Source organism: Picosynechococcus sp. PCC 7003, assembly GCF_001693255.1.
Classification (GTDB): Bacteria; Cyanobacteriota; Cyanobacteriia; order Cyanobacteriales; family MRBY01; genus MRBY01.
This window is the reverse complement of the sequence record NZ_CP016474.1, coordinates 540454-563910: the sequence shown is the minus strand read 5'-3', so window position 1 is coordinate 563910 and position 23457 is coordinate 540454. Positions and strand designations below refer to the sequence as shown.

Sequence of the window (23457 nt, the reverse complement as noted above, 5' to 3'; positions counted from 1 at the left end):
AGATTCTTCTGAGGAAACAAATTATGGAAAATCAAGAAAGCAAATTTGGTTTTAGCGCCTTCGCTGAAAACTGGAACGGCCGCCTAGCAATGCTCGGTTTCGTGATTGGTCTTTTGACTGAGCTCCTAACCGGAAAAGGTATTCTGGCACAACTCGGCCTAATGTAATTCTGAGAACTGACGACATTTCAGGATCAGTTATCGCCAATTGATTGTTTAAAAAAGCAATTAGGAGTTTGAGAGAGGATTAAGTGCCTCTCTTTTTTTTGATTATCCACCATGGTTGTTGTCTGCGATTAATAAAAAAAGCCCCCATCTAATTGGTATCAGGAGGCTTGCTGAACAATTTTTCAGTAAAACTTTGTGTTATGCGATCGCAGGGGTTTTCCCACGTGTTTCTTCGACTGTGCAGAGGATTGCTGCTGCTGCTTGGCGACCGGAAATTGTTGCGCCTTCCATGCTGTCGATGTAGTCTTGCTGGGTATAGCTTCCAGCTAAGAATAAGTTGTTAATGGGAGTCGCTTGGGCTGGTCGATAAACATCCATACCTGGGGCTTCCCGGTAGAGAGATTGGGCGAGCTTGACAACATTCGACCAAGTCATATTCAGCTCTCGAGAAGAGGGGAATAGTTTATGAACCTGGGCCAAAACGTGCTGGGCAATTTCTTCATTACTCTTTTTGATAAACGGATCACCTGGCGTTAAAACCAGTTGCATTAGGGAACCTTCGCCTTCTTTGTAGTAGTCGGCGGGACTGGCGAGGGCTAAATCGGCAAAACAGGAGAAATCGGCTTGGTGGGTGTAGAGCAGGTTATCAATGCCGACTGCTTTTTGGAGTTGCTTACGTTTTTCGGGGTCGTTGAGCTCTGTGACCCATCCGTCAAAGCGCAATTGTACGGTGGCAACGGGCACAGCATCGAGCTTGTAAATGTTGTCAAATTCCGACCATTGACGCCAAGCTTCAGGAATAATGCGCTGGATACCAGGGATATCAAGGGCAAAAACGTAGGTATCGGCGGTGATGGTTTCGGTAGTTTCACCGTTGTTGATGACGATGCCATCAATTTTAGGTTGTCCTTCTAGGGTGTAGTGGATATCGGTGAGCCGGTGACGGGTATGAATTTTGGTGCTCCGGGCTTCGAGGTAGTTGACGATCGGTTTGTGGAGATATTCGTGGGGAGAGCCTTCGAGCATCCGCAGCACTGAGGCTTCGGTTTTCGCAGCAAAGAACATGAAAATGGTCAACATGCAGCGGGCAGAAATATTTTCGGTGTCGATAAACCCTAGGGCATAGGCGATCGGATTCCACATTTTCTTGAGACTGCCGTCATTACCGCCATGGCTCCGGAACCAATCGGCAAAGCTGATTTTGTCGAGGTCACGGATCGTTTTCATCGCCCCGTCAAAATCAACAAGGCCCCGCACAATGGGACTTGTACCTAGGGCCAGGGAATTGGCAGCTTTGTCGATCGCCGAAAGTTGAGAAGAGGTAAAAAAGGCTTTGAGACCATGGAAAGGAGCACCGAAGGGAAAACGGAAGTCGAGTTCGCCAATTTTGCCCCCTTCGTTAATAAATTGGTGGGTGTGTGCCTTGAGGCGGAGGTTATCACCGGCACCGACTTTTTCCATCAGGGCAAACAAATTGTAATAGCAACCGAAGAAGACATGGAGGCCCATTTCGATGTGATTGCCATCTTTGTCAACCCAACTGCCGACTTTTCCACCGACAAAGGGGCGAGCTTCAAAGATTTCGACTTCATGGCCTGCATCGACCAGTTCAATGGCGGTGCTGAGTCCGGCGAGGCCTGCTCCAACGATTGCTACACGCATTACTTTTGTCCTACGGTTTGATTCTCAAAAAAGTATTAATTATTGTAAACGATTGGTGGGGGTCTCTTCGGGGCGATCGCCTTTCTCTCTGGTTGAAGCGGTGCTGATTCAGGAAAAACTGGCGCAAGAATGTTTAAGATATTCAACAGAAAATTCGGGGTAACAAGGCAGGGAGTTTAGGGTAGAGACAATCAGGAAGGTTTTGGCCCATTACTTTCCCAATTGATTCGGGAGGCTCCCCATGCAGACGGCAGATAAAAACAAGCAACTTTTTAAAATTCTTTTTAGTGCCGCTTGGATCGACGGTGAAATCCAGGTAGAAGAACGTCAATATCTCCACCAAATTGCTGAGCAAAAAAAACTCTCCCAAGACCCGGATATTCGGGCTTTATTGTGTGAGGCGGTCCCCATCAAACCAGAGGATTGTTACCGTCTTGTTGAAGAGTATATTAATGACCATACCAACGAGGCGGAATACCAAGAACTGCTAGATGCGGTGAGCCACATGGTCTATAGCGACAGTCAAATTGAAACGGAAGAAGCAAAATTGCTCAATCGCTTGCAATCTCTGGCGCCGGAGTCCCAGCACGCGAACTCTCCTTTTCAGCGGGTGATCAAGTCTATTCAAAAACTCTACAAAGGGGCGATCGCCGAGATAAACTAACCGAACCCTGCCACACCGGGGAGTATGTCAAAATAAGGTCTCTCCCTGTGCTGTGAACCTTATCGTCCATGTCTGATTTGTTAGCCCAACTTAACCCCTCCCAACGTCGCGCTGTTGAACATTTTTGTGGGCCACTCTTGGTGGTGGCCGGGGCTGGTTCAGGCAAAACCAGGGCCTTGACCTTCCGCATTGCCCATCTGATCCGCAACCACCGCGTTGACCCAGAAAATATTCTGGCCGTCACCTTCACGAACAAGGCCGCCCGGGAAATGAAAGAACGGGTGGAACTGCTTTATGCCCAACAGTTAGCAGAACTGCAACATGGTAAACCCTTGGGAGGGCTGCCGGAATTTGAGCAAAAAAAATTGCGATCGCAGGTCTACAAACAAGTTACAAAACCCCTCTGGATTGGCACGTTCCATAGCCTTTGTGCACGGATTCTCCGGTACGACATCAATAAATACCAAGACGAACGGGGCCGCACCTGGCAGCGCAATTTCACGATCATGGACGATAGCGACGTTCAAACGTTGATCAAACGCATTGTCACCCAGCAGCTGAACCTCGACGACAAAAAATTCAATCCCCGCACCATCCGCTATCAGATTAGTAATGCCAAAAACCTCGGCCTTACCCCCAATGACTATGCCCGGCAGCAGGGGGGTTACAAAGGCAAGGTAGTGGCAGAGGTTTATGAAGCCTATCAAACGGCCTTAGCCGCCAATAATTCCCTTGATTTTGATGATTTAATCCTGATTCCGGTGCGGTTGTTCCAGCAAAATGAATCGATCCTCGGCTATTGGCACAGTCAATTTCACCATATCCTGGTGGATGAGTATCAGGATACAAACCGGATTCAGTATGAGTTGATTCGGCTACTCAGTACCAACGGTGAAACAAACCAGGCTGCTTTGGGCTGGAATAATCGCTCTTTGTTTGTTGTTGGCGATGCGGATCAGTCCATTTATTCATTTCGGATGGCGGATTTTACGATTCTGCTGGAATTCCAAGAAAATTTTGGCGATCGCCTCCCCGATGACGAGACCCAAACCATGGTCAAACTGGAGGAGAATTACCGTTCCCGGGAAAATATCCTCAAAGCCGCCAATGCCTTGATCGAGCAAAATAGCCAGCGCATCGATAAAGTGCTCAAGGCCACCAGGGGCGCCGGAGAAGAAATTTATTGCCACAAGGCGGACAACGAAAACGAAGAAGCGCGGTTTGTTTTAAATCAGATCCTCGGTCTGCGGCGCAAAAACCCGGAACTCGATTGGGGCGACTTTGCAATTCTCTACCGCACCAATGCCCAATCCCGTCCCTTTGAGGATTTGCTGATTCGCAACAATATTCCCTATCAGGTTGTGGGCGGCTTTAAGTTCTACGACCGCAAAGAAATTAAAGATGCCCTCGCTTACCTCAAGGCGATCGCCAATCCCGCAGATACCATTAGCCTAATGCGGGTGATCAATACGCCCAAACGGGGCATCGGCAAAACCACCGTCGATAAACTTAACCATGCCGCCCAGGAATTAGGCTGTCCCCTCTGGGAAATCCTCAGCGATGAAACCTCTGTGGCCACGATCGCCGGACGGGCCGCTCGGAAAATTAACGAGTTTACGGGGCTGATCCAGGAAATGCAGGGCAAAATGGCGACCATGCGCGGTGCCGATATTCTTGATTATGTGATGGAAAATTCCGGCTACATTGATGACCTCAAAAGCCAAGGCACCGAGGAAGCCGACAGCCGCGTCGAAAATATTTCCGAACTGTACAATGCGATGCTGCAATTCCAAGACGAAAACGAAGACAGCAGCTTAAATGGCTTTTTGGAAAATGCATCCCTCGCTTCGGATCTCGATAACCTTGATGATGAGTCCCAGCAGGTTTCTTTGATGACCCTCCATTCGGCCAAGGGCTTGGAATTTCCGGTGGTCTTTTTGGTGGGGCTAGAGCAAGGGCTATTTCCCCATACCCGCTCCTTAAATGATCCCGTTGCTTTAGAAGAAGAACGACGCTTATGTTATGTGGGCCTGACCCGCGCCCAGGAGCAACTATTCCTCAGCTATACCCGGGAGCGATATATGTGGGGTTACCGTGAGCCTGCTGTCGCCTCACAATTTCTCGCAGAACTGCCGGAAGAATTGGTAACTTCTAATGGGCGATCGCCAGCCCCAAGGCCCCCGAAACAGGAGCCCAAAATGATGTCCATTAGCCAGAAGCAACGCTCCCAGAAAAGACGGGAACGGCAGGCGGCCCGTACCGAAGTGGCCCAACAAAAATGGGACATTGGCGATCGCGTCCATCACAATGTTTTTGGGGAAGGGGAAGTGATCAAAATCTTTGGGGATGACAAAAAGACCAACCTAGCGATCCAGTTTCCGAATCTCGGCAAAAAAATCATTGATCCCCGGGTGGCTCCCATGAAAAAGCTCTAGGTAAACCCTCAGCGCAGCAGATTATGATTGCTCTCAGTGACCATACACACTTAACCCCAGAGGAATATCTCGCCTTTGAAGTCACCAGTGATATCCGCCATGAATATTTCGATGGTGAGCTTTACGCCATGGCTGGTACGAGTAAAAACCATAACCTTGTCAGCGGAAATCTTTACCTGCTCTTACGTCGCTATCTGCAAAACTCTGGCTGTACGACTTTCATGGCTGATATTAAAGTCAAATTACAGACAGGTCGGCGGTTTTTCTATCCTGATCTCGTCGTGACTTGCGATCCAGAAGATAATACGAGTGAGCTATTTGTGGAAAAGCCTAAGCTTATTATTGAAGTGCTTTCTCCCTCGACGAAAAATTTTGATCAAACTGCTAAATTTCTGTACTACCGCACCATTCCGAGCCTAGAAGAATATTTACTCGTTGGCACAGAAAGCCCATTTATTCAATGTTTTCGGCGACAGACCCAGGATATTTGGACGCTACAAATCTACGAAGGTCTCGAGGCGATCGCCCATTTAGACTCCTTTGATCTCGATGCTCCCCTCACGGACATTTACGAAGGAGTAACCTTCACTGCGCCAACCTCATAGCGATGGTTGTACAGTCCCTTGAGCAGCGTTCCCCAAGGGGACAAGCCTATCGATTATCATGAATGTCGAGCGGCAAACGCAATTATCCCCTGCCCCCGAACAGCACTTTTTGGAAGAGGAGAATCTCCGCATGGCAAATCAACCCTGGCAAACCGATGAAAATCACGATCCCCTTGGGGCTTTTTTAGATGAACTGACTGATCCAGAGGTGGCCGAAGCGGAATTTCGGAGTGATTTTTTCCAGGGATTAGGGGGACGTCGCAAAAAATCAGCCTTTATGCTCAGTTTTATCTGGGCGATCGCCTTTGTTCTCCACAGTATAAGTTGGGGTTCAACGGCGGTTTTGGGGGCCACAGGTCTGCTGCTGATTCAGGCCATCCGTTTGGTCAGCGCCCAGCCCGATCCCCAACCTCAACCCCTAACCGACACAGATTTGGCCACGGCTCCCATCGTTTCCCTCATCGTCTCGGCAAAGAACGAAGAGGCAGTCATTGGGCGTTTGGTAAAAAATCTCTGCCAACTGGATTATCCGACAGATAAATGCGAGGTCTGGTTAATTGATGATGCCAGCACCGACAGAACGCCTCAAATCCTTGATCAATTGGCCCTGGAATATCCCCAGTTGCAGGTGGTACATCGCCCTCCCAATGCGGGTGGCGGAAAATCAGGAGCGCTAAACCAGGTGCTCTCCCAAACCCAAGGAGAAATTATTGCGGTGTTTGATGCCGATGCTACGGTGCCGCCGGAATTTTTGCGTCATGTGGTGCCCCTCTTTGCCGATGAAAATGTGGGGGCGATCCAAGTCCGGAAGGCGATTGCCAACGAACCGCTAAATTTCTGGACGAAGGGCCAAGCCACAGAAATGATCCTCGATAGCTATTTCCAGCAACAACGGATTGCCCTGGGGGGGATCGGTGAACTGCGGGGTAATGGTCAGTTTGTGCGTCGTTCCGCCTTAGATCAATGTGGTGGTTGGAACGAAGAAACGATCACCGATGATCTAGATCTAACGATCCGTCTCCATTTGGACAACTGGCAAATTGGCTTTTTACTCAATCCCGCCGTCAACGAAGAAGGGGTCACCAAGGCGATCGCCCTCTGGCACCAGCGCAGCCGTTGGGCCGAAGGGGGTTACCAGCGCTACCTCGACTATTGGCGGTATTTCTCGAATAAGCGCCTCGGCTTTGGCAAAAAAGTCGATCTTTTTTCCTTCATTTTGATGCAGTATTTGCTCCCCACTGCGGCTATCCCTGACTTTATTTTTGCGGTGCTCAAGGGCCATTTACCTGTCCTGATGCCGATGACGACCCTCGCCCTAGGTCTTTCTCTCTGGGCAATGGTGCAGGGAAATCTGCGGGTCTATCGAGATCTGCCTTGGACTTGGGCAAAGGTCACAAAAATTTTTACGGCCTGCGGTCTGACCATGGTTTATATGCTCCATTGGATGGTGGTGATGCCTTTAACTACAGCCCGGATGTCGGTGCGCCCCAAACGGCTCAAGTGGGTCAAAACCACCCACCAGGGAGAAGAAGAAAACTTTGTTTCCCAAACCTAATATCTCTAGGGTCAAGCGGAATATAGTCATTTCGATTAAGTTCGAGAGATTCGATCCCCCTGAATCCCCCTTTGAAAGGGGGACTTGAGATTTTTGACTGTCTCATTACGATTTGGAATGACTATATTTGATTGATTAACGGAGTTAACCCTCCGTTTTTTTGTGGGTGATGAGGGTTTCGAGGTAGCGCAAGGTTAACAGACAGGGCACAATACTCACGGCTCCCGCCAGCCAAAACCCATGGGCGATCGCCGGCACCTGATCCAAGGCCCAACCACCAATCGGTGGCCCAATTAAATAACCAATCGCCCAACATTGGGAATTGAGCGCCAAGTAAACACCCCGTTGGGAGGCTGGGGCCAAATCAACCACCAAAGCAGAAGCGGCTGGGGTATAGGCATCGGTGGCCAGGGCTAAAATCCCCAGACTGGCGATCGCCCCCACCAATGCCGGAATTGCACCAATACCCGCTCCCCACATCACCGTAAAGCCCATGCCCCACAACAGGAGGGAAACCATCAGGGCATGGGGTCGGCTTAAGCTATTTAAACGGCGGGCGATGGGCAACTGACAGAGGGAGGCAAACACAATATGCCACGCAAACAAGCCACTAATCACCTGGGGAGAAAATTCAATAAAGTTCGTGAGGTATAAAGGCGCGGTGCTTTGGATCTGGGCGATGTAGAGCGTAAACATCACATTGACTGCCATGTAAATCACCAGCCGTCGATCCTGGAGGGCCGTCAACCAGCTATTACCATCGGCTTGGACATCTTCGTGGTTTTGATAGGTTTCGGCGATCGCCACCCAGATTACCCCAAAAAACACCACAAAACTGATGCCATCAAGCACAAAAAGCAAGCGATAATTTTGAATTGTCGCAATGATTAACCCCCCCAGCATTACCCCTGTACCAAGACCAATGTTGTCCGCCAGGCGTACCAGAGCAAAGGCTTCATTGCGCTGACTACCGCTGGTTAGATCTGCCACCACTGTTTCCGTAGCAGGCCAATACAGACCGATCCCTAGCCCCATTAACAAATTCCCCAACACCAAGAGCCAAAAAGTATCTGCCGTTGCCAAGGCCACATCGGCGATCGCCGAAACCCCAGCAGCCGCCAGAAGCGTTTTTTTACGACCCCAGGCCGGATTATCAGCCCCTGTCCCTCCGAGAAAACGACCCAATACCCCAGAAACTGAAGCACTCCCTAGGGCAAGGCCCACCTGGGTTGCCGACAGGCCCACCTGATTCACAAAAAAGATCGGCGCATAGAAGGCAGTGAACCCGGTGCCAATCTGGGAAAGGAGTCGTCCTGCGGCGAGGATCCAGATCTGGCGATCAAGACCCAGCAGCCAAGTTTTTGATGCATTACCCATGAAGTTTGTAAATTGCGCTCTTAAGTGTTGACCGTGAAATTTGTGAAATTTATTGCCCGCTGAGTTGGAAACCGTTTTCAGTGGGGTGAGGGAGTCCCAACGCCTCGGTACGAACATCATTAATCAGCTGATCTAAAACAGGAAACGTGCGGGGATAACCACTTCCCAGTCCCAACAGTGACAGGAGGCGAAACGTCTGGAGATCGTCGGGACGCAACACCGTATCCACCGCTTCAAAATCTTCACTACGGTAAAGCAGTCGGGAGGCTAGGCGCTCACTACCGACAGGTTTAGCAAGTTCGGCAATCTGCTTCAACCACTCCTGGAGCGTCACCCCTTCCGCACGACGGGAGGTCAGGAGATAGGTTTGGGCCTCTTCACTATTGGCTTGTTTGAGGTTCAAATTCAGATTAAAGTCCGGCTGGAACCAAGCCTTGAGAATGAGCCAACGGGTATTATTGTCTGGGTTTTGGGCAATTTGTTGGTCAATGATTTCCAGGGCTTGTTCGGGTTGGCGATCGCCTAAAATCAACGCTTGCACCATCGGTGAAAATTGGCTGAGATGATCCCGGTGGGGAATCGGCAGACCATGCCACCAGGCGAGCCAAGCCATTCGCTCCTGGAGGGTGATGACGTAGGGATCCTGGGGATCAAGGCGTTCAATCAGATCTTGGTACAAAGCGAGGGACGCTTCGACGGCCTCCATCCGCACCGCCGTAAAGGGTTCTTGCTCCCATTGGCCAAGGGTCATGATATGGGGATCGACTAAGCCCTGGAGGGCAAAGGCGGCGATCGCCTTTTCCCGTTGATCAGTCTGGAGGTAGGTTTGACCGAGGAGAAAATAGGTGGGTTCTGCTTCCCTTGAGAGCAACTGGATTGCCCGTTCAAAGTAAGGTTGCGCCAAGCTTGGGTCTAATTCCCGCAGCACGACCCCTGTATTAACGTTGGCGTAGTAGTCATTGGGGATCAGGGATTGGGCATCGAGGAAATATTCCGCCGCCAGTTCTATGGTTTGTTGGTTGCTTTCTGGGTTATCCGTTGCCTGGCGCGTGCCCCACAGCCATAGTCCCAACCGGAGGGGATAGTTCACATTCCAGCCATTGAGGGCATAGGCTCGGTTCACTGCGGTAAAGGCTGCTTCCGGTTGTCCGTTGCTCCAGAGGGTCTGTCCCCGCGAAAAAAGATACATCCCAGCACTGTAAGGTACAGCGACTAGCAAAGCCCCCAGAAAACCGGCAAGGCTTCCTAAGCTCCACAAACGACGCTGGGGAATGGGTAAGGGTTGGGGACTGACGTCGTTTAAAACCTGATCCGCAACGCTTAGGAGCAGAACAACGGTCAAAGTCAGGGTAAGGCTGATGGGGATATTTTCTAGTTGATAATCAGTGAGGGTCGCCATGGCGTAGGCAAACCAACCGCCCCCCAAGCCGTAGAGTAAGCGTTTAATTTGTGGGTTATCCGTATTTTTATGAATACGACGACCGAGCCGAACCAGTTGCACCAAGAAAAAGGCGATCGCCGCGCCACCAATTAAACCTAATTCCCCCAGAAGTTGCATCGGGTTGCTATGGAGTTGTTGGATGTGGGCGGCCCCGGAGCCGACATTGATCGGGCGGTAGAGGTTATATTCCCGGGACATATTTCCAGGGCCGACCCCCGTTAAAGGGCGATCTTGCAAAATATTTAAGCCTGCCTGCCACATAAACAAGCGGTCTTCTGTTTCCCCATCCACCTGGAACTGCACCGTTGGTAGGCCATTGTTGAAATTGACTTGAATTAGCCGCTGTACCCGGGGGTGTTGCAACCCGGCTGTCACCATAATTCCTAATAGAAATAAGGCAATGGTGCCGGAAATCAAGCGTTTTTTCCCCTTTGTGCGGCCAATAATGAAAGCAATGGTGGCGATCGCCCACAAAAATAACCCCACAAAGCCACCCCGGGAAGAGCAAGTGTAGAGGAGATAAAGAATGGGGGTACTCAGCACCAAGAGTAAACCCCGCATTTTTCCTCGTTGGGCGAGGGCAAAGCTCAAAATAATTGGCAAGATAAGGCAGAAATAGGCCGCCATAAAGTTGTGATGACCAAGGGGAATGGAATTGCGTTCTAGCTCGCCATTGGTCATTAACCAACCAATGAGACTCACAAAACTGATCCCAAAGCCTAGACCCACGAGGCTCCGCCATTGATTTTGCCAAGTCCAAACACCCAGGCCGCTAAAGTTTCGGAGACCATAAAGGACAACGCCATATCCTGAGACAGTGACAAGATTAAATAAGGCGACCCCTTTAAACGGCGCGAATATGGTGGATAATCCACAGGCGATCGCCACCGCGAGAATGCCCCAATCCAAACCATAGCCTAGGGGACGAAAAGGCAGGTCGAATTTTCGGAGCATCACCAACAGCGCAATCCCCAAAAGCAGAAAACCTCCCTGCCAGAGTAAGATCCAAGGGAAGGCGGCCATCAGGTAATAATTCGGCGGCAAAAACATAAAAACAATCAAGAGCACCAAACCCCCGCAGGCGAGCCAGCGTCCTGTTGTCATCTCAGCAAAAGTCTTCATCTATCCCCGTTGATTCGTCGATATTACGCAAAATATTCGTTCAAACTGATTGTGTTTTCCTTGGTACAACCCCCATCGCATTTTCTCATTGGTGCCCCTGGTTCTGGCAAATCCACCTTTGCCCGGTGGCTACTCCAAACTATTCCCCAGGCTTGCTTAATTTCTACCGATGGGATTCGGGCGCAATTGTACGGTGATCCAGGGATTCAGGGGGATTGGCCCACCATTGAGGCGATTGTTTTACAACGCTTGCACCAGGCAATCGCCCAGGGAAAACCTGTCATTTATGATGCCACCAACTGCCATCAACCCTGGCGATTAGATTTTTTAAAAAAATGTCCACCGATGGATTGGTTGGCTTGGTATTTGGTTTGTTCTCTAGAGATTTGCTTGGCTCGCAACCAAAGGCGATCGCGTCAAGTGCCGCCAGAAGTTATCCAAAAAATGCTCCGTGACCTTGAAGTAGATCCCCCCCAGGCGCAGGAAGGCTTTCTAGAAGTGATTACCCTTCCGGATTTGCAACCAAAAACCCTTAGGGGCCTGAAAAAACGGCAGCTTCAATATCTCGACGGCTGAGGGAATATTTAAACGAACGCTCGATGTCAGAGCCATCGGCCCCAGCTTTGAGGTAGGACACCGCAAGCTCTTCGATTTCGAGGCGGATTTCTGCTTGCCAACCAGGACGGCCGACTGTCCAGCAGTGGAGATTTTGGGGATCTTGCTCACAGCCCATCTCCCGGAGCCACTGTTCAATTTTGGGGAGGGGATGGTTATAGAGGGGGCTATCAAGGGAAGGCATCGTGGACATGGTTTTTGGGGAAGGTGATTGGCTCGGCCCAGAGGGCCACCGTTCAGTCTACCAATTTCTTTTGGCTGGCAACGTCAGAATAAGCCTTCTAAGTTCAGGTTTTGGCGGCTAACTCCCAGGGCGATCGCCAACAAGACACAACCGACAAAAGTTAAGCCCATAATGAAAAGCGCGAAAATTTCTCCCGCCGAGAGGGGCCGATCCGTCGGGTCTAGATAAGCAGAATTCGAATAACCGCGTTCTCCCTGTTCATTTTGTGAAGGTTGGATCACACTGTAACGAGAAAAGCCAATCTGCAAATCGTAAAGCGATCGCCGCTCCGGACTACTTAAAATGCCATAGGCTTCATTGAGACGTTGAAATTTTGCGGTGGCTTCCGCTTCCGGTAACACCGTTGTATCGGGGTGAAACTGCTTGCTGAGTTCCCGGTAACGTTGGCGGATTTCTAATGGTGATGCCGTCGGTGATAAACCCAACAGGCCATAATGACTCTGGGCAATGCGCGTTTTGACATCAAGGACTTTTTCGGTGGTGCGAGACTGTTGGGAAGAACGAGCCATCGTGAACAGACCCTAAAGACTTGCCCCATATTTTATCGTTCTCTCTCCCCAGAGGTAATGTGGTAGTCACAGACAAAAGGCGATCGCCCTTTAGCTATTTTTCCTGACCCTGTATTCTCCGACGACCCATGGGATTCCAATCCATTGATCACCTCCTCAATCATCTCCTCGACCAACCCGCCTGGGCGCACCAAAAACGTTTCACCGCCGTTAATGAGCGTTGGCAAAAGATCCTGCCGAAAAAAAGTTTGGCGAACAGTCATCCCATTCGAATCATCGATGACGTTTTGTGGGTCGCAACGCCTAATCACACCTGGTCACAGCACCTCAATCTCCAGCGCCGCCGCCTGCTGGCTCAACTTAATGCCCAACTGAACCCTCCCCTGAAGGATCTGCGGTTTTCGACTGTCCATTGGCACCGTCGCCCCGCCTATTCGCCCCTGGCCGCCGACCCGAACCTCCCCCATCCGAGCCAGCTTCCCCTCCCTAATCGCCAAGATCCTCCCCAACGCACTGATGCCCATCAAACCACTTCAGATCCCGTCGAAGCCGTGCGCCACTGGGCCGAAACCCAACAACAACTCTTCGCCGGGTTACCTGCCTGTCCCCGTTGTCAAAGGGCAACCCCCCCTGGAGAACTGCAGCGGTGGCAGGTGTGCAGCTTTTGTATTGTGCAAATTTGGCAGGAACAACAACCTTTGGGTCTGGGAGTGCCCCCCGAACCGCCAACCCCAGAAACCCCCCTTGATCGAGACGATGATCCCGAATAAATGCCAAACCTCCTGATCCGCTGGCTTCCAATGGACAAACGACGACGCAAAATTTTCAGGGCGTTTTGGTTCGGTTCTAGATACTTCATTACACGATTCAGTAGAAATACGGTCAAAACTAAAGGTTTTTGGCCCATTACGCTTCGTTCATTTATTTTTTTGGGGGCATACAGAGAAAAAATATTTTGGTTGTTAAATGATCCCCATGGCTAATACGTCACTTTTTAGCCATTTCTTAAGGGTTTACAAGCACATATACTTATTTGAAATTACTGTTAAGAAGTTGAAACATCAAATATAAAAAAAAACAAACTTTAATTGTGCCTTGATCTAGGTTGATCGAGGACAGGGATTAAGCTTCAGGGGATCTGGTGATTTGGGCAATAGTCACATAATGAAAACATAAATAAAATTTTTATGACATGGGGCCCCTCGGGGAGCATTTATGAAACCGCAAAGTTGCTCAGTCTCCACTTGTAAGCATTGTCGTTGTTTTCAGGCTGAAGGGCGTCGTGGCGGCATCTGTAAGCGCTTCGAAACATTTGCCGCAGGGGACTGGACGAGCTGCCCCCTCGCACTCCCCATTTTTGACGAGAATTGGGAACCTGCAACGGATTTGGTATTGCTTGAAAAGTCTTTTTCGTTGGAGTGTGTGGCGAAAAAAGTACCAACGGCGATCGCCTCCCAGTCAACGACCTATTCTGAGATTCACCCCCAATAGTCGGGATCAACCCTCTGGCCGACAAAGAAATAGGTTTAAAAACAAAAAATTGATGGCAAAAAACTTAGCATGGGCAACCATGCTTTTTTATTGGTGTTGTTCGGTAAAAAAATAATGGCGATCGCCTTTGAGGATAAAAGTTAATTTTGGGAAATATTTTTATTTTTTTATTGGCAAAACTTAATATTATTTTAAGAAAAATTATCGGCAATTAGGGTATTTTGAGGGAGCTTTCTTTGTGGCGCAAAAGCCAGTGATCTCCTTTAAAAAGGAAAAAAATCAGCGTCAATTCACAAAAATCGCTAAAATAGGGCCAAGAGGAACAGGTGTCAGGTGGCACGATAACCGTTTTCCTTTAATACCCAGACTCATCTACTGTTTTTTAAAACCTTCCGTGACTATGCTCCAAGACAGTCTTACCATCCGCTACTATCAACGCTTAACGGACGCCATGGTAGAACTGTGGCGCAGAGGCAACCGTTATGAAGATATCCGTCAATACATGGACGGTTACATTGCCTGTCTTCACCACACGGGAGCCCTTGAAGTGTATAAGATTCACCGCTTAGAAGAAGAAGTTTTTCGCTTCTTGCGGGATCCGTCCAATTTTGAAATAGCCTATCCCCAAACCCAGACCCAAACAGAAACGGATTTCTACTACTAGGTGCTGGAGTTAAAGCTGTATCTAGAATTTTGAAGGAAGACACTTGCTTTTCCAGAACTGGACAAGCGACAACTGTTATTTAAGAAACCTCGATTAATTGCTTTTTTGGATACTTCCAAGGGCTGAAACAGCGAGGATAAGTTAGCAAAACAAGGAAAATTCGTATTTTTCGAGGTGCCCTTTAGAGAATGTCTTTAATAGGGAGCATCAACAATGGAAGCTAATTTTAGGGTTACAGTTTGGCCAGCTAGGCGTGTGATTGTTTCTTCAAGCTTATTCTCACCAACCACTTCAGTTTGATAATCTCGAAGATTCTCTAAGCAAGGATACTCATCGAGGAATTCCTCCCGTAGTTCGTAGCAACTGACCCGGAAACGCCAAGGCATCGCATCAAAATTGGGATCACGGGAAGGAATACTTTTGACGCCAAGAACAATAATGAATCGACAATGGCCGACCCGCAGCGAGGGAAGCTTTGCGGCAAGCTTATGTCCCTGTCGCAGAAGATTGTAAAGTTCGGGGCTAATCACCACTAATCACACCTGCTGCAAATTGAAAAAATTGAGAACAGCATAGTTCAGATTGAACCAGAGGCTGTATCCTTCATACTTTATTTATAGGGTGTTGAGATCTTAAACGGTCATCCTGGAGAGATGTATCCCTTCCAAATGAAAGTAGGAGTTTACCATAGTAAACCCCTACTTAGATTGGTCTCGTTTTGATTGAGAATAACTATATTTTTAGGAAGCCAAGGCCACCTCAAGCATTTCGTGGAGTTCCTTCGAGTTGTAAAGCTCGATCATAATGTCGGAACCACCTACAAATTCCCCATTTACATAGACCTGGGGAATCGTCGGCCAGTTGGAATATTCCTTAATGCCTTGGCGCACATCGTAGTCTTCTAGGACATCAAAGGTCTGGTACTCAACGCCGAGGCTGTTAAAAATTTGCACAACGTTGTTGGAAAAGCCACATTGGGGCATTAGCTTACTGCCCTTCATGAACACAAAAATTTTACTGCTGTTGACCAATTGGTCGATTTTTTCGCGGGTTTCAGGGGTTAAAGACATCTATTTTTCCTCATAGTATGGGTTAACAAGGGTTCAGGAAAACGTCGTTTCCGAGACCGTTTAAGTGGGTTGACCCACTTCTGCCCATTTCTCCGGGGTGAAAGTCCGCAGGGCTAAAGCATGGATCGCTTCTGAGGCTAAATCCTCTTTGAGGGCAGCATAGACCATTTGGTGTTGGCGTACCCGGGATTGACCTGCAAAGTCGGGGGAAACGACGATGGCCTCTAGGTGATCGCCGCCACCGGTGAGATCCTTCACGAACACTTGGGCTCCGGAAAGATGGGTTTCAATGGAGCTTTTGACTGCCGATAAGCTAACCATAGGTAATTAGTGTGAAATAAATCCTAAATGTAAGCAGGAATACTTAAGCCATTGTATCTTTAGTCTTCCGTCTCTGGATTTGCTGGGTCAGATTTACTGGTGTGAACGTTTTAGGCGATCGCCAACTCTGCTTGAATTTTTTGCCAAGCTCCCTGGGGACTTTCTGCCTGGGTGATCGGTCGGCCAATGACGAGGTGGTTCGCCCCCTGTTGGATTGCCGCCTGGGGAGTCATCACCCGCTGTTGATCTCCTGATTGAGCCCAGGTGGGACGCACCCCCGGACAAACTAACGTGAAATCTTGACCACAGCATTGCCGCAGCATTGCCACCTCTTGGGGAGAACACACAGCCCCATCTAACCCAGCGCCTTGGGCCAGGTTTGCCATGTGTTGAGCAAAGGCATCAAGGGGCAGATCCACTTTCAACTCGTCCCGTAATTGGTCTGGACTGATGCTGGTGAGGATGGTAATTGCAATCAGTTTTGTGGGGGAATCTCCGAGGGCTTCTTTGGCAGCCGTTAGGGCGATCGCCCCGGCAGCACCGTGGATGGTCAACAGATCTACCCCATAGGCCTGCGCCGAACGGCAAGCACCAGCAACGGTATTGGGAATGTCGTGTAATTTGAGATCAAGAAAAATGCGTTTGCCCTGGTCTTTGAGATAGCGCAACATATCTGGCCCGGTGGCGACAAATAATTCTAGGCCCACTTTCCAAAAGGTGACCTCCGGTAAGCTCTCGACTAAGGCGATCGCCGCCGGGAGATCCGGCACATCCAGGGGCACAATCACAGTATCTTGCATCAGTTATTGCTTGCTTAAATTTCGCGAGAAAAGATCATGTTCAGCATAGCGGTGTTTTGGACTTTTTGAAGAAAGGCTGACCCATTGGCAAAATCCCACTAGAAGACTAGGTTAAAATAAACCCCTTGCGGCGTAATATGCCCAATGACGAGTGGTTTTTCCGTTACGCTTTTTTTCTGTAAAAAATATTCCAATCCAGACGCCATGACAGAAACGCCTAATCCAGATACGACACCAGCCACGGCCCCAGAAGAACAGGGTTCTAAAGCCCGCCAACTCCTCGGCATGAAAGGAGCCGCTGAGGGAGAAACATCCATCTGGAAAATTCGCCTGCAATTGATGAAGCCCATCACCTGGATTCCGCTGATCTGGGGCGTTGTGTGTGGGGCAGCATCCTCCGGTGGCTATGTGTGGGGAGTCGAAGATTTCCTGAAGGCCATGGCCTGTATGTTGTTGTCGGGGCCTTTACTCACGGGCTATACCCAAACCCTCAATGATTTTTACGACCGGGAAATTGATGCGATCAATGAACCCTACCGCCCCATTCCTTCGGGGGCCATTTCCGTACCCCAGGTGGTGACACAAATTCTTGTGCTTTTGGGCTCTGGCGTTGGCTTGAGCTATCTCCTCGACCGTTGGGCGGGCCATGATTTCCCTGTGATGCTGGTCTTAACGGTGGTGGGCTGCTTCATTGCTTACATTTATTCTGCGCCGCCACTGAAGCTGAAACAAAATGGTTGGCTTGGGAACTATGCCTTGGGGGCGAGTTATATTGCGCTGCCTTGGTGGGCTGGCCATGCGTTGTTTGGGACGCTGACGCCGACGGTGATGGTGGTGACCTTGATCTATAGTTTTGCGGGTCTGGGAATTGCTGTTGTGAATGATTTCAAAAGTGTCGAAGGCGATCGCCAACTGGGTTTGAAATCTCTCCCTGTAATGTTTGGGGTCGGAACCGCCGCTTGGATTTGTGTGCTGATGATTGATATTTTTCAGGTGGGCATTGCCGGTTATCTGGTCAGTATCCATGAACAGTTATATGCGACGATTCTGTTGCTGCTCGTGATTCCTCAAATTACGTTTCAGGATATGTATTTCCTGCGGGATCCCCTGAAAAATGATGTGAAATACCAGGCCAGTGCCCAGCCTTTTTTGGTGTTGGGAATGTTGGTCGCAGGCCTTGCCATGGGCCACGCAGGAATTTCCTAAGATATTAACCTGACTATTTTTTGCTTAAATTTTTTGGCAATGCTGATCCGGTTCTTGCTCTCCGTGTCCCCTACGACCCGGAGAGATTTTTTTATGGTGCTGCCCAAGGGCAAAAATCTTTGCTATCTTGTTTGTAACAATTTGCAATATCTAATCTTTTTTTCAGGTTTTCTTTACCCTTTTATTACCATTCCGCTCGCCCTTTAAATTTGCGATCGCCAAAGATCGCCTTCGCCATGACTTCTACTTTGTCTGTTCCAAGTGCGGCTCAAGATTTGCAAGCGCTCGAAAAGGCTTGGCGCAGTCTAACGGCAACCAGTTGCCCCAATCAGTACAACTTCCACATGCATTCGGTCTGCTCTGATGGTCAACTCACCCCAACAGAAATTGTTGACCAGGCGATCGCCATTGGCCTAAAAGGCTTCGCGATCACTGATCACCATACTATCCACGGCTATCAACAGGCCCAAAGCTACCTCAGTCAACAGCAAAACGACAGGATGCGATCCTTGCCCCACCTCTGGACGGGCATCGAAATTAACGCCATTCTCCTTGACACCACAGTACATATCCTCGCCTATGGGTTTGACCCTGATCACGGTGCCATTGCCCCTTACTTTAACCGGGAAATTCCGGAAGGCGATCGCGCCGCCACAACGGTGATTATTGACGCCATCCATGCCGCTGGAGGACTAGCTGTGTTGGCCCATCCCGCCCGTTATCGCCGTCCGGCCGCAGAATTAATCCCAGCAGCAGCATCCCTTAACATTGATGGTGTAGAAGCCTATTACGCCTACGACAACCCCAAACCCTGGGTACCGAGCCAAAAACACACCCCAGCAGTGGCAGCCCTTGGGCAGCAGCACAATCTATGGCTCACCTGCGGCACAGATACCCATGGTCGCAGCCTCCAGCAACGACTTTAGGGGCAGCGGCCAAACTTTGATCCCCGCATAGCAAAATTCTGACCTAAAATAAACTTACCCAAGGAATATTTTCATCCTTTGACCCCATTAACCATGCCGCGACCCTTAAAACTAGATTAAGTGGGGTTAAAGCCTTGATAGATTTTGTCCATCAAGGCATTCATTGACGTGGTATTGTAGCCATCGTAACCGCTGAATTTCCTTCTCTTTTTCACCCAATAACTAGGAGTGCAACCTGTAGGATGACTGTCCCTCAAACTGTCTATGCCAACGATCTCCCCGACAAACCCAAGGAATACTGTGGTGTTTTCGGCATCTATGCCCCAACGGAAGAAGTGGCAAAACTGGCATATTTTGGACTTTTTGCGCTCCAACATCGGGGGCAAGAATCCGCAGGGATCGCGACCTTTGATGGCACGCAAATGCATGTACACAAAGGTATGGGCCTCGTTTCCCAGGTATTTAGCGAAGAAAAACTCCAGGAATTACCTGGGGTTTGGGCCGTGGGCCACAATCGCTACTCCACAACTGGCTCTAGCCATAAGTGCAATGCCCAACCAGCCCTCGAAGAAACTCGCCTGGGGACTTTGGCCCTGGCCCACAATGGCAACTTGGTGAACACCATCGAACTTAAGGACAAGTTGTTGTCCCTTGCTACGGGTCTCGATTTTCAAACCACCACCGACTCGGAAATGATCGCCAAGGCGATCGCCATTTATGTCGATCAGGGGAAAGATTGGACCGAAGCGGCGATCGCTGCCTTTAATCTCTGTTCCGGCGCCTATAGCCTTGTTATCGGCACCCCGGACGGCATTATTGGCGCACGGGATCCCCAGGGAGTCCGTCCCCTTGTTATTGGGACTCTCACCGAGGAAGACGGCAGCACCCGCTATGTCCTGGCTTCTGAAACCTGTGCCCTCGATATCATTGGTGCAGACTATCTGCGAGATGTAGAACCAGGCGAAATGGTCTGGATCACAGAATCTGGCTTAACTGCTCAACAATGGTCTGAAAAGCCAGACCGGAAACTCTGCGTCTTCGAGATGATTTACTTTGCCCGTCCCGATAGCGTTGTCCACGACGAAACCCTCTTTAGTTATCGTCTCCGCTTAGGAGCGCAACTGGCCAAAGAATCCAACATCGAAGCCGACCTCGTTATGGGGGTTCCCGACTCTGGGATTCCCGCCGCCATTGGCTTTTCCCGAGCCTCCGGGATCCCCTTTGGGGAAGGACTAATTAAAAATCGCTATGTCGGCCGCACCTTTATTCAACCGACCCAGCACATGCGGGAAGTGGGGATCCGCATGAAACTCAATCCCCTTAAAGATGTTCTCCAAGGGAAACGGATCATCATTGTGGATGATTCCATTGTGCGGGGCACAACCAGCCGTAAAATTGTCCGGGCGCTCCGACAAGCTGGGGCCGCAGAAGTACACATGTGTATTTCCTCACCCCCTGTAACCCATCCCTGTTTCTATGGCATCGACACCGATAGCCAAGATCAGCTGATTGCCGCGACAAAATCCCTGGGCGAAATCGAAAAACAAATTGAAGTCGATTCTCTGACTTACCTCAGCAAAGAGGGCATGCTGGATGTCACCAATGAGCGGACTTCTAGTTTCTGTACCGCCTGTTTTGATGGGAACTATCCCATTGAAATTCCGGACGCGATCAAATCATCTAAGCTAATGTTAGAAAAAGCCACTGTCTAGCAAAGCCGTTCCCATGGATTGAGAGCGGTAAAGGAAGAATTAATGCCGACCTATCCCGGAATTTCTAGCGAAGCCTTTCGTCACCCCCTCGATCGCCAAGCAGAAGAAGCCCTCCGTAATCTGCCTGGTTTTAAGCTGTTGGCCAGTCGTTTTGTGGAATATATCTACGAACGACCCCAGCAGGTTTTTCTAATGGGCAACAATATTAAAGCAGGCCCCCGTCAGTATTCGACCCTGTACGGCATTTTTCGGGAATGTGTCCATGATTTGGATATTTCCCCAGAGCCGACGCTTTATGTCAACCAAAATCCAATGGTCAATAGTTACGCCCTCGGCCATGATCACCCGTACATTGTGGTGAATACGGGGCTGCTGGATTTACTTGATGAAACGGAGCTACGGACGGTGATGGCCCATGAGTTGGGTCACATCAAATGCGACCACACGATCTTGATCCAGATGGCGATGTGGGCCATGGGAGCAGCCTCTTTCCTTGGGGAAATTACCCTTGGCCTCGGTAATGTCATTACCACGGGGCTACTTTATGCTTTTTATGAATGGCGGCGGAAGGCTGAACTTTCAGCGGATCGAGCAGCACTTTTGGTGATGGATGATCTCAATCCAATTTTGCACACCATGATGAAGCTCGCGGGCGGCAGTGCGAAATATGGCCACGAAATGAGTTTGACCGAGTTTACCCAGCAGTCCCAGGATTATGACGCCCTTGATCAAGATCAACTCAATCAGATTTATAAGTTTTTGATTTATAACGGCGGTAATGGGACATTTTTGAGTCATCCTTTCCCGGTAGAGCGGTTGAGCTTTATCAAAACCTGGGAAGCCTCTGAGGAATATCAACGGATTAAACAGGGTCATTATGCCCAAGCTGGCACTGGTTCAGTAGACGTAAATGCTGAAGATGAAAGTGATCTAGAGAGTTTGCGGCGTCAAATTGAGGAACTCAAAGCAGAAATTAAAAAGGCAAAAGGGGCCGAATAAATCCCATAAGGGATAAAGGATCGAAGGGCTATGGCCAAGGCTGAGTTTAGAATTGCGATGTTGATCGATGCTGACAATGCACCCGCCGCAAAAATTGACGTGATCTTGGCAGAAATTGCCAAATACGGTGTCGCCAATATTCGCCGGGCCTATGGCAACTGGAAAAACCCCGCCCTCCAGTCCTGGGAAAATTGTTTGCATGAATACGCGATCCAGCCGATTCAGCAGTTTGACTATACAAAGGGCAAAAATGCAACGGATGCGGCGTTAATTATTGATGCGATGGATTTACTCTATACCCAAAGTCTAGATGCGTTTGCGATTGTGTCGAGTGATTGTGATTTTACGCCCTTGGTGATGCGCCTGCTGACAAACGGGTTGAAAGTATATGGGTTTGGAGAGAAAAAAACGCCATCACCTTTCGTTTCAGCCTGTTCGACGTTTTTGTACCTGGAAAATTTAACGCCACCCACCGAAGACCAAAATGATGTACAAACCAAGCCCAAGTCTGGCCAGCAACTGAAGCAGGATACGAAATTGATGAACCTGTTGCGGGGGGCGATCGCCAATACCCAGGATGAAGATGGTTGGTCAAAATTGGGACTAATTGGCGGCCACATCAAGAACCAGGCGTCCTTCGACTCACGCAATTATGGCTATAAGAAATTAAGCAGTTTGTTTGAGGCGATTGATCTGTTTGAACTGCGCAAGGAGCAAAATGTAATCTCGGTGCGGGAACGAAAAAAGAAATAGTTGCCAAGACTTACGGTGCGCTTAACTGGGTGGCGATCGCCTTGATTTTGGCCATCGGCGCATCGGTTTTAATCGCTTGAGGGTTAATGTGGGTACGACTGGCTTGGAAACCTTGCGCCTGAAGGCTGTTCAGCAGCAAATCTAATTTCGGTAGGTCGATTTTGGCCCGGGCACCAATCTCCTTTAACGGGAAAAAATAGGGGGGTAAATCATTTTCTAGACTCATCATTTCTAAAATCTTAACCACATCCTGCCAATTCCACCGTTGGGCGATCGCCGACATTTGCTGTAAATACTCCGGGTGATGTAACTTGCCCAGCCACATCGGGCCACTGAGGGTCAAAGGCAAATCGTCATGGGCACAGGTCGCCTGGGACAGTTTGCGCCAAGTGGGTAAACCATAGGTGCCGCAATGGTGACAATAGCCGAGAAAGCCGTAATTTAGTTCTGTCAGGGTGGGTTTACGGGTTAAACGGGCCATAATCCGGCAAGTATCCCCCCAAAAAAACGAGAAAATTGGTTCAATGCCAAAATTTCGCTGGGCCGCCTGTTGCGCGAGATTCCCCAACAAGAGCCGTAGACCCTGTTCCTGGACAGAGGGGTGCGATCGCCCATAGGCTCCATATTGTCGCAAGGCCCGCTGGGGTTCTCTGCCGCTGTAGGTTCTCCCGTCGGTGCTGGTCAGATACATCAATCCCCCCAGGGCCGTCACGGTGAGGGCATCCTGGACAAAGGCTGACCCAGAGCCAAAGGCATCAAAATCAACAAGATCATAGCGATCGCCCATTAAAGACCGTTCCAAACAAAGTTGGCGCAGGGAAAGCACACTAATGCACCGTTGGGCCGCTGGAATCCGTCGCAAATTCGTGGTTAAAGTCTCCAGGAGGTCTGGGTTGCCCTCATTGGCCCAGACCCAATCTGCTTGGGCTTCCTGGTAGTACCGGAGCGATCGCACTCCTGTCGCCGATAGGCCATCCAGAACCCGCAATTGTCCTTGGTTTTGCCGGTAGACTGCCGCCGCCAAGACCCCCAAATCCCGCACAATACGGCTTTTGGCACGGTAGAAGCCCCCATCTAGCTGAAATTGTACCGACCGCTCTTCAACCACCTGCACCACAA

24 protein-coding genes are annotated in these 23457 nt (G+C 49.6%); 14 read left to right on the top strand and 10 right to left on the bottom strand.

What is annotated here, in order from left to right:
- The first annotated feature begins 23 nt into the window (after positions 1 to 23).
- Complete coding sequence (locus AWQ21_RS02620) at positions 24 to 167, top strand: high light inducible protein (RefSeq protein WP_030005805.1); 144 nt, start codon at positions 24 to 26, stop codon at positions 165 to 167.
- Positions 168 to 365: 198 nt separating this feature from the next.
- On the opposite strand, the gene zds is transcribed toward AWQ21_RS02620, so the two are convergent.
- Positions 366 to 1829 (bottom strand): 9,9'-di-cis-zeta-carotene desaturase, encoded by a 1464-nt coding sequence (gene zds / locus AWQ21_RS02615; protein WP_065713196.1) that lies wholly within the window; start codon positions 1827 to 1829, stop codon positions 366 to 368.
- A 241-nt stretch (positions 1830 to 2070) separates the two neighbouring features.
- On the opposite strand from zds, the gene AWQ21_RS02610 reads away from it, so the two are divergent.
- The 4 genes from AWQ21_RS02610 (at position 2071) to AWQ21_RS02595 (ending at position 7088) form a co-directional block, all read left to right on the top strand.
- A complete protein-coding gene (locus tag AWQ21_RS02610) occupies positions 2071 to 2493 on the top strand; it encodes a TerB family tellurite resistance protein (protein WP_065713195.1) in 423 nt (140 codons plus the stop codon).
- Positions 2494 to 2561: 68 nt separating this feature from the next.
- Entirely contained in the window at positions 2562 to 4928 is a 2367-nt protein-coding gene (gene pcrA, locus AWQ21_RS02605) for a DNA helicase PcrA (protein ID WP_065713194.1), read from the top strand.
- A gap of 23 nt (positions 4929 to 4951) precedes the next feature.
- Positions 4952 to 5533 carry a Uma2 family endonuclease gene (locus tag AWQ21_RS02600; protein WP_065713193.1) on the top strand — a complete coding sequence of 194 codons (582 nt, stop codon included), beginning with the start codon at positions 4952 to 4954 and terminating at the stop codon, positions 5531 to 5533.
- 130 nt (positions 5534 to 5663) lie between these two features.
- A complete protein-coding gene (locus AWQ21_RS02595; RefSeq protein WP_065715188.1) occupies positions 5664 to 7088 on the top strand; it encodes a glycosyltransferase family 2 protein in 1425 nt (474 codons plus the stop codon).
- A gap of 144 nt (positions 7089 to 7232) precedes the next feature.
- Here AWQ21_RS02595 and AWQ21_RS02590 read toward each other — a convergent pair whose 3' ends face one another.
- Together AWQ21_RS02590 and AWQ21_RS02585 are read right to left on the bottom strand one after the other, a co-directional pair.
- Complete coding sequence (locus AWQ21_RS02590) at positions 7233 to 8465, bottom strand: MFS transporter (RefSeq protein ID WP_065713192.1); 1233 nt, start codon at positions 8463 to 8465, stop codon at positions 7233 to 7235.
- Positions 8466 to 8514: 49 nt separating this feature from the next.
- Positions 8515 to 11028 carry an O-antigen ligase family protein gene (locus AWQ21_RS02585; protein WP_083997952.1) on the bottom strand — a complete coding sequence of 838 codons (2514 nt, stop codon included), beginning with the start codon at positions 11026 to 11028 and terminating at the stop codon, positions 8515 to 8517.
- A 51-nt stretch (positions 11029 to 11079) separates the two neighbouring features.
- Here AWQ21_RS02585 and AWQ21_RS02580 point away from each other — a divergent pair, with 51 nt between their 5' ends.
- Positions 11080 to 11604, top strand: a complete 525-nt coding sequence (locus AWQ21_RS02580) for an AAA family ATPase (protein ID WP_065713190.1) — start codon at positions 11080 to 11082, stop codon at positions 11602 to 11604.
- Here AWQ21_RS02580 and AWQ21_RS02575 read toward each other — a convergent pair.
- Together AWQ21_RS02575 and AWQ21_RS02570 are read right to left on the bottom strand one after the other, a co-directional pair.
- The gene (locus tag AWQ21_RS02575) at positions 11561 to 11836 is read right to left on the bottom strand and encodes a DUF3143 domain-containing protein (protein WP_030005814.1); all 276 of its coding nucleotides are present in this window, start codon (positions 11834 to 11836) and stop codon (positions 11561 to 11563) included. The two genes, AWQ21_RS02580 and AWQ21_RS02575, sit on opposite strands and share 44 nt — an antisense overlap.
- A 74-nt stretch (positions 11837 to 11910) precedes the next feature.
- Positions 11911 to 12396: a J domain-containing protein gene (locus AWQ21_RS02570; protein WP_065713189.1), complete on the bottom strand. Its 486-nt coding sequence runs from the start codon at positions 12394 to 12396 to the stop codon at positions 11911 to 11913.
- A 128-nt stretch (positions 12397 to 12524) separates the two neighbouring features.
- Between AWQ21_RS02570 and AWQ21_RS02565 the strand changes: the two genes are divergently transcribed.
- From AWQ21_RS02565 to AWQ21_RS02555, 3 genes are all read left to right on the top strand, one after another.
- Complete coding sequence (locus AWQ21_RS02565) at positions 12525 to 13166, top strand: DciA family protein (protein ID WP_065713188.1); 642 nt, start codon at positions 12525 to 12527, stop codon at positions 13164 to 13166.
- A gap of 445 nt (positions 13167 to 13611) precedes the next feature.
- On the top strand, positions 13612 to 13887 hold the full coding sequence (locus tag AWQ21_RS02560; protein ID WP_065713187.1) for a hypothetical protein: 276 nt from the start codon (positions 13612 to 13614) through the stop codon (positions 13885 to 13887).
- Positions 13888 to 14287: 400 nt separating this feature from the next.
- The gene (locus AWQ21_RS02555) at positions 14288 to 14551 is read left to right on the top strand and encodes a DUF6761 family protein (RefSeq protein WP_065713186.1); all 264 of its coding nucleotides are present in this window, start codon (positions 14288 to 14290) and stop codon (positions 14549 to 14551) included.
- 194 nt (positions 14552 to 14745) lie between these two features.
- On the opposite strand, the gene AWQ21_RS02550 is transcribed toward AWQ21_RS02555, so the two are convergent.
- The 4 genes from AWQ21_RS02550 to pyrF form a co-directional block, all read right to left on the bottom strand.
- A complete protein-coding gene (locus tag AWQ21_RS02550; RefSeq protein WP_065713185.1) occupies positions 14746 to 15084 on the bottom strand; it encodes a hypothetical protein in 339 nt (112 codons plus the stop codon).
- Between the two features lie 207 nt (positions 15085 to 15291).
- Entirely contained in the window at positions 15292 to 15621 is a 330-nt protein-coding gene (grxD, locus tag AWQ21_RS02545) for a Grx4 family monothiol glutaredoxin (RefSeq protein WP_012306176.1), read from the bottom strand.
- A gap of 60 nt (positions 15622 to 15681) precedes the next feature.
- Positions 15682 to 15942: a BolA family protein gene (locus AWQ21_RS02540; RefSeq protein WP_065713184.1), complete on the bottom strand. Its 261-nt coding sequence runs from the start codon at positions 15940 to 15942 to the stop codon at positions 15682 to 15684.
- A 110-nt stretch (positions 15943 to 16052) separates the two neighbouring features.
- On the bottom strand, positions 16053 to 16742 hold the full coding sequence (pyrF, locus tag AWQ21_RS02535; RefSeq protein WP_065713183.1) for an orotidine-5'-phosphate decarboxylase: 690 nt from the start codon (positions 16740 to 16742) through the stop codon (positions 16053 to 16055).
- A gap of 204 nt (positions 16743 to 16946) precedes the next feature.
- Here pyrF and chlG point away from each other — a divergent pair, with 204 nt between their 5' ends.
- From chlG to AWQ21_RS02510, 5 genes are all read left to right on the top strand, one after another.
- Entirely contained in the window at positions 16947 to 17948 is a 1002-nt protein-coding gene (chlG, locus tag AWQ21_RS02530; protein WP_065715187.1) for a chlorophyll synthase ChlG, read from the top strand.
- A gap of 236 nt (positions 17949 to 18184) precedes the next feature.
- Positions 18185 to 18874: a PHP domain-containing protein gene (locus AWQ21_RS02525; RefSeq protein WP_065713182.1), complete on the top strand. Its 690-nt coding sequence runs from the start codon at positions 18185 to 18187 to the stop codon at positions 18872 to 18874.
- Between the two features lie 242 nt (positions 18875 to 19116).
- Positions 19117 to 20586, top strand: coding sequence for an amidophosphoribosyltransferase (gene purF, locus AWQ21_RS02520; protein ID WP_065713181.1), 1470 nt, complete (start codon positions 19117 to 19119; stop codon positions 20584 to 20586).
- A gap of 42 nt (positions 20587 to 20628) precedes the next feature.
- Positions 20629 to 21585, top strand: coding sequence for a M48 family metallopeptidase (locus tag AWQ21_RS02515; protein WP_065713180.1), 957 nt, complete (start codon positions 20629 to 20631; stop codon positions 21583 to 21585).
- 57 nt (positions 21586 to 21642) lie between these two features.
- The gene (locus AWQ21_RS02510) at positions 21643 to 22338 is read left to right on the top strand and encodes an NYN domain-containing protein (RefSeq protein WP_232315038.1); all 696 of its coding nucleotides are present in this window, start codon (positions 21643 to 21645) and stop codon (positions 22336 to 22338) included.
- Positions 22339 to 22348: 10 nt separating this feature from the next.
- Here AWQ21_RS02510 and AWQ21_RS02505 read toward each other — a convergent pair whose 3' ends face one another.
- On the bottom strand, positions 22349 to 23455 hold the full coding sequence (locus AWQ21_RS02505; RefSeq protein WP_065713178.1) for a N2,N2-dimethylguanosine tRNA methyltransferase: 1107 nt from the start codon (positions 23453 to 23455) through the stop codon (positions 22349 to 22351).
- Positions 23456 to 23457: the final 2 nt, after the last annotated feature.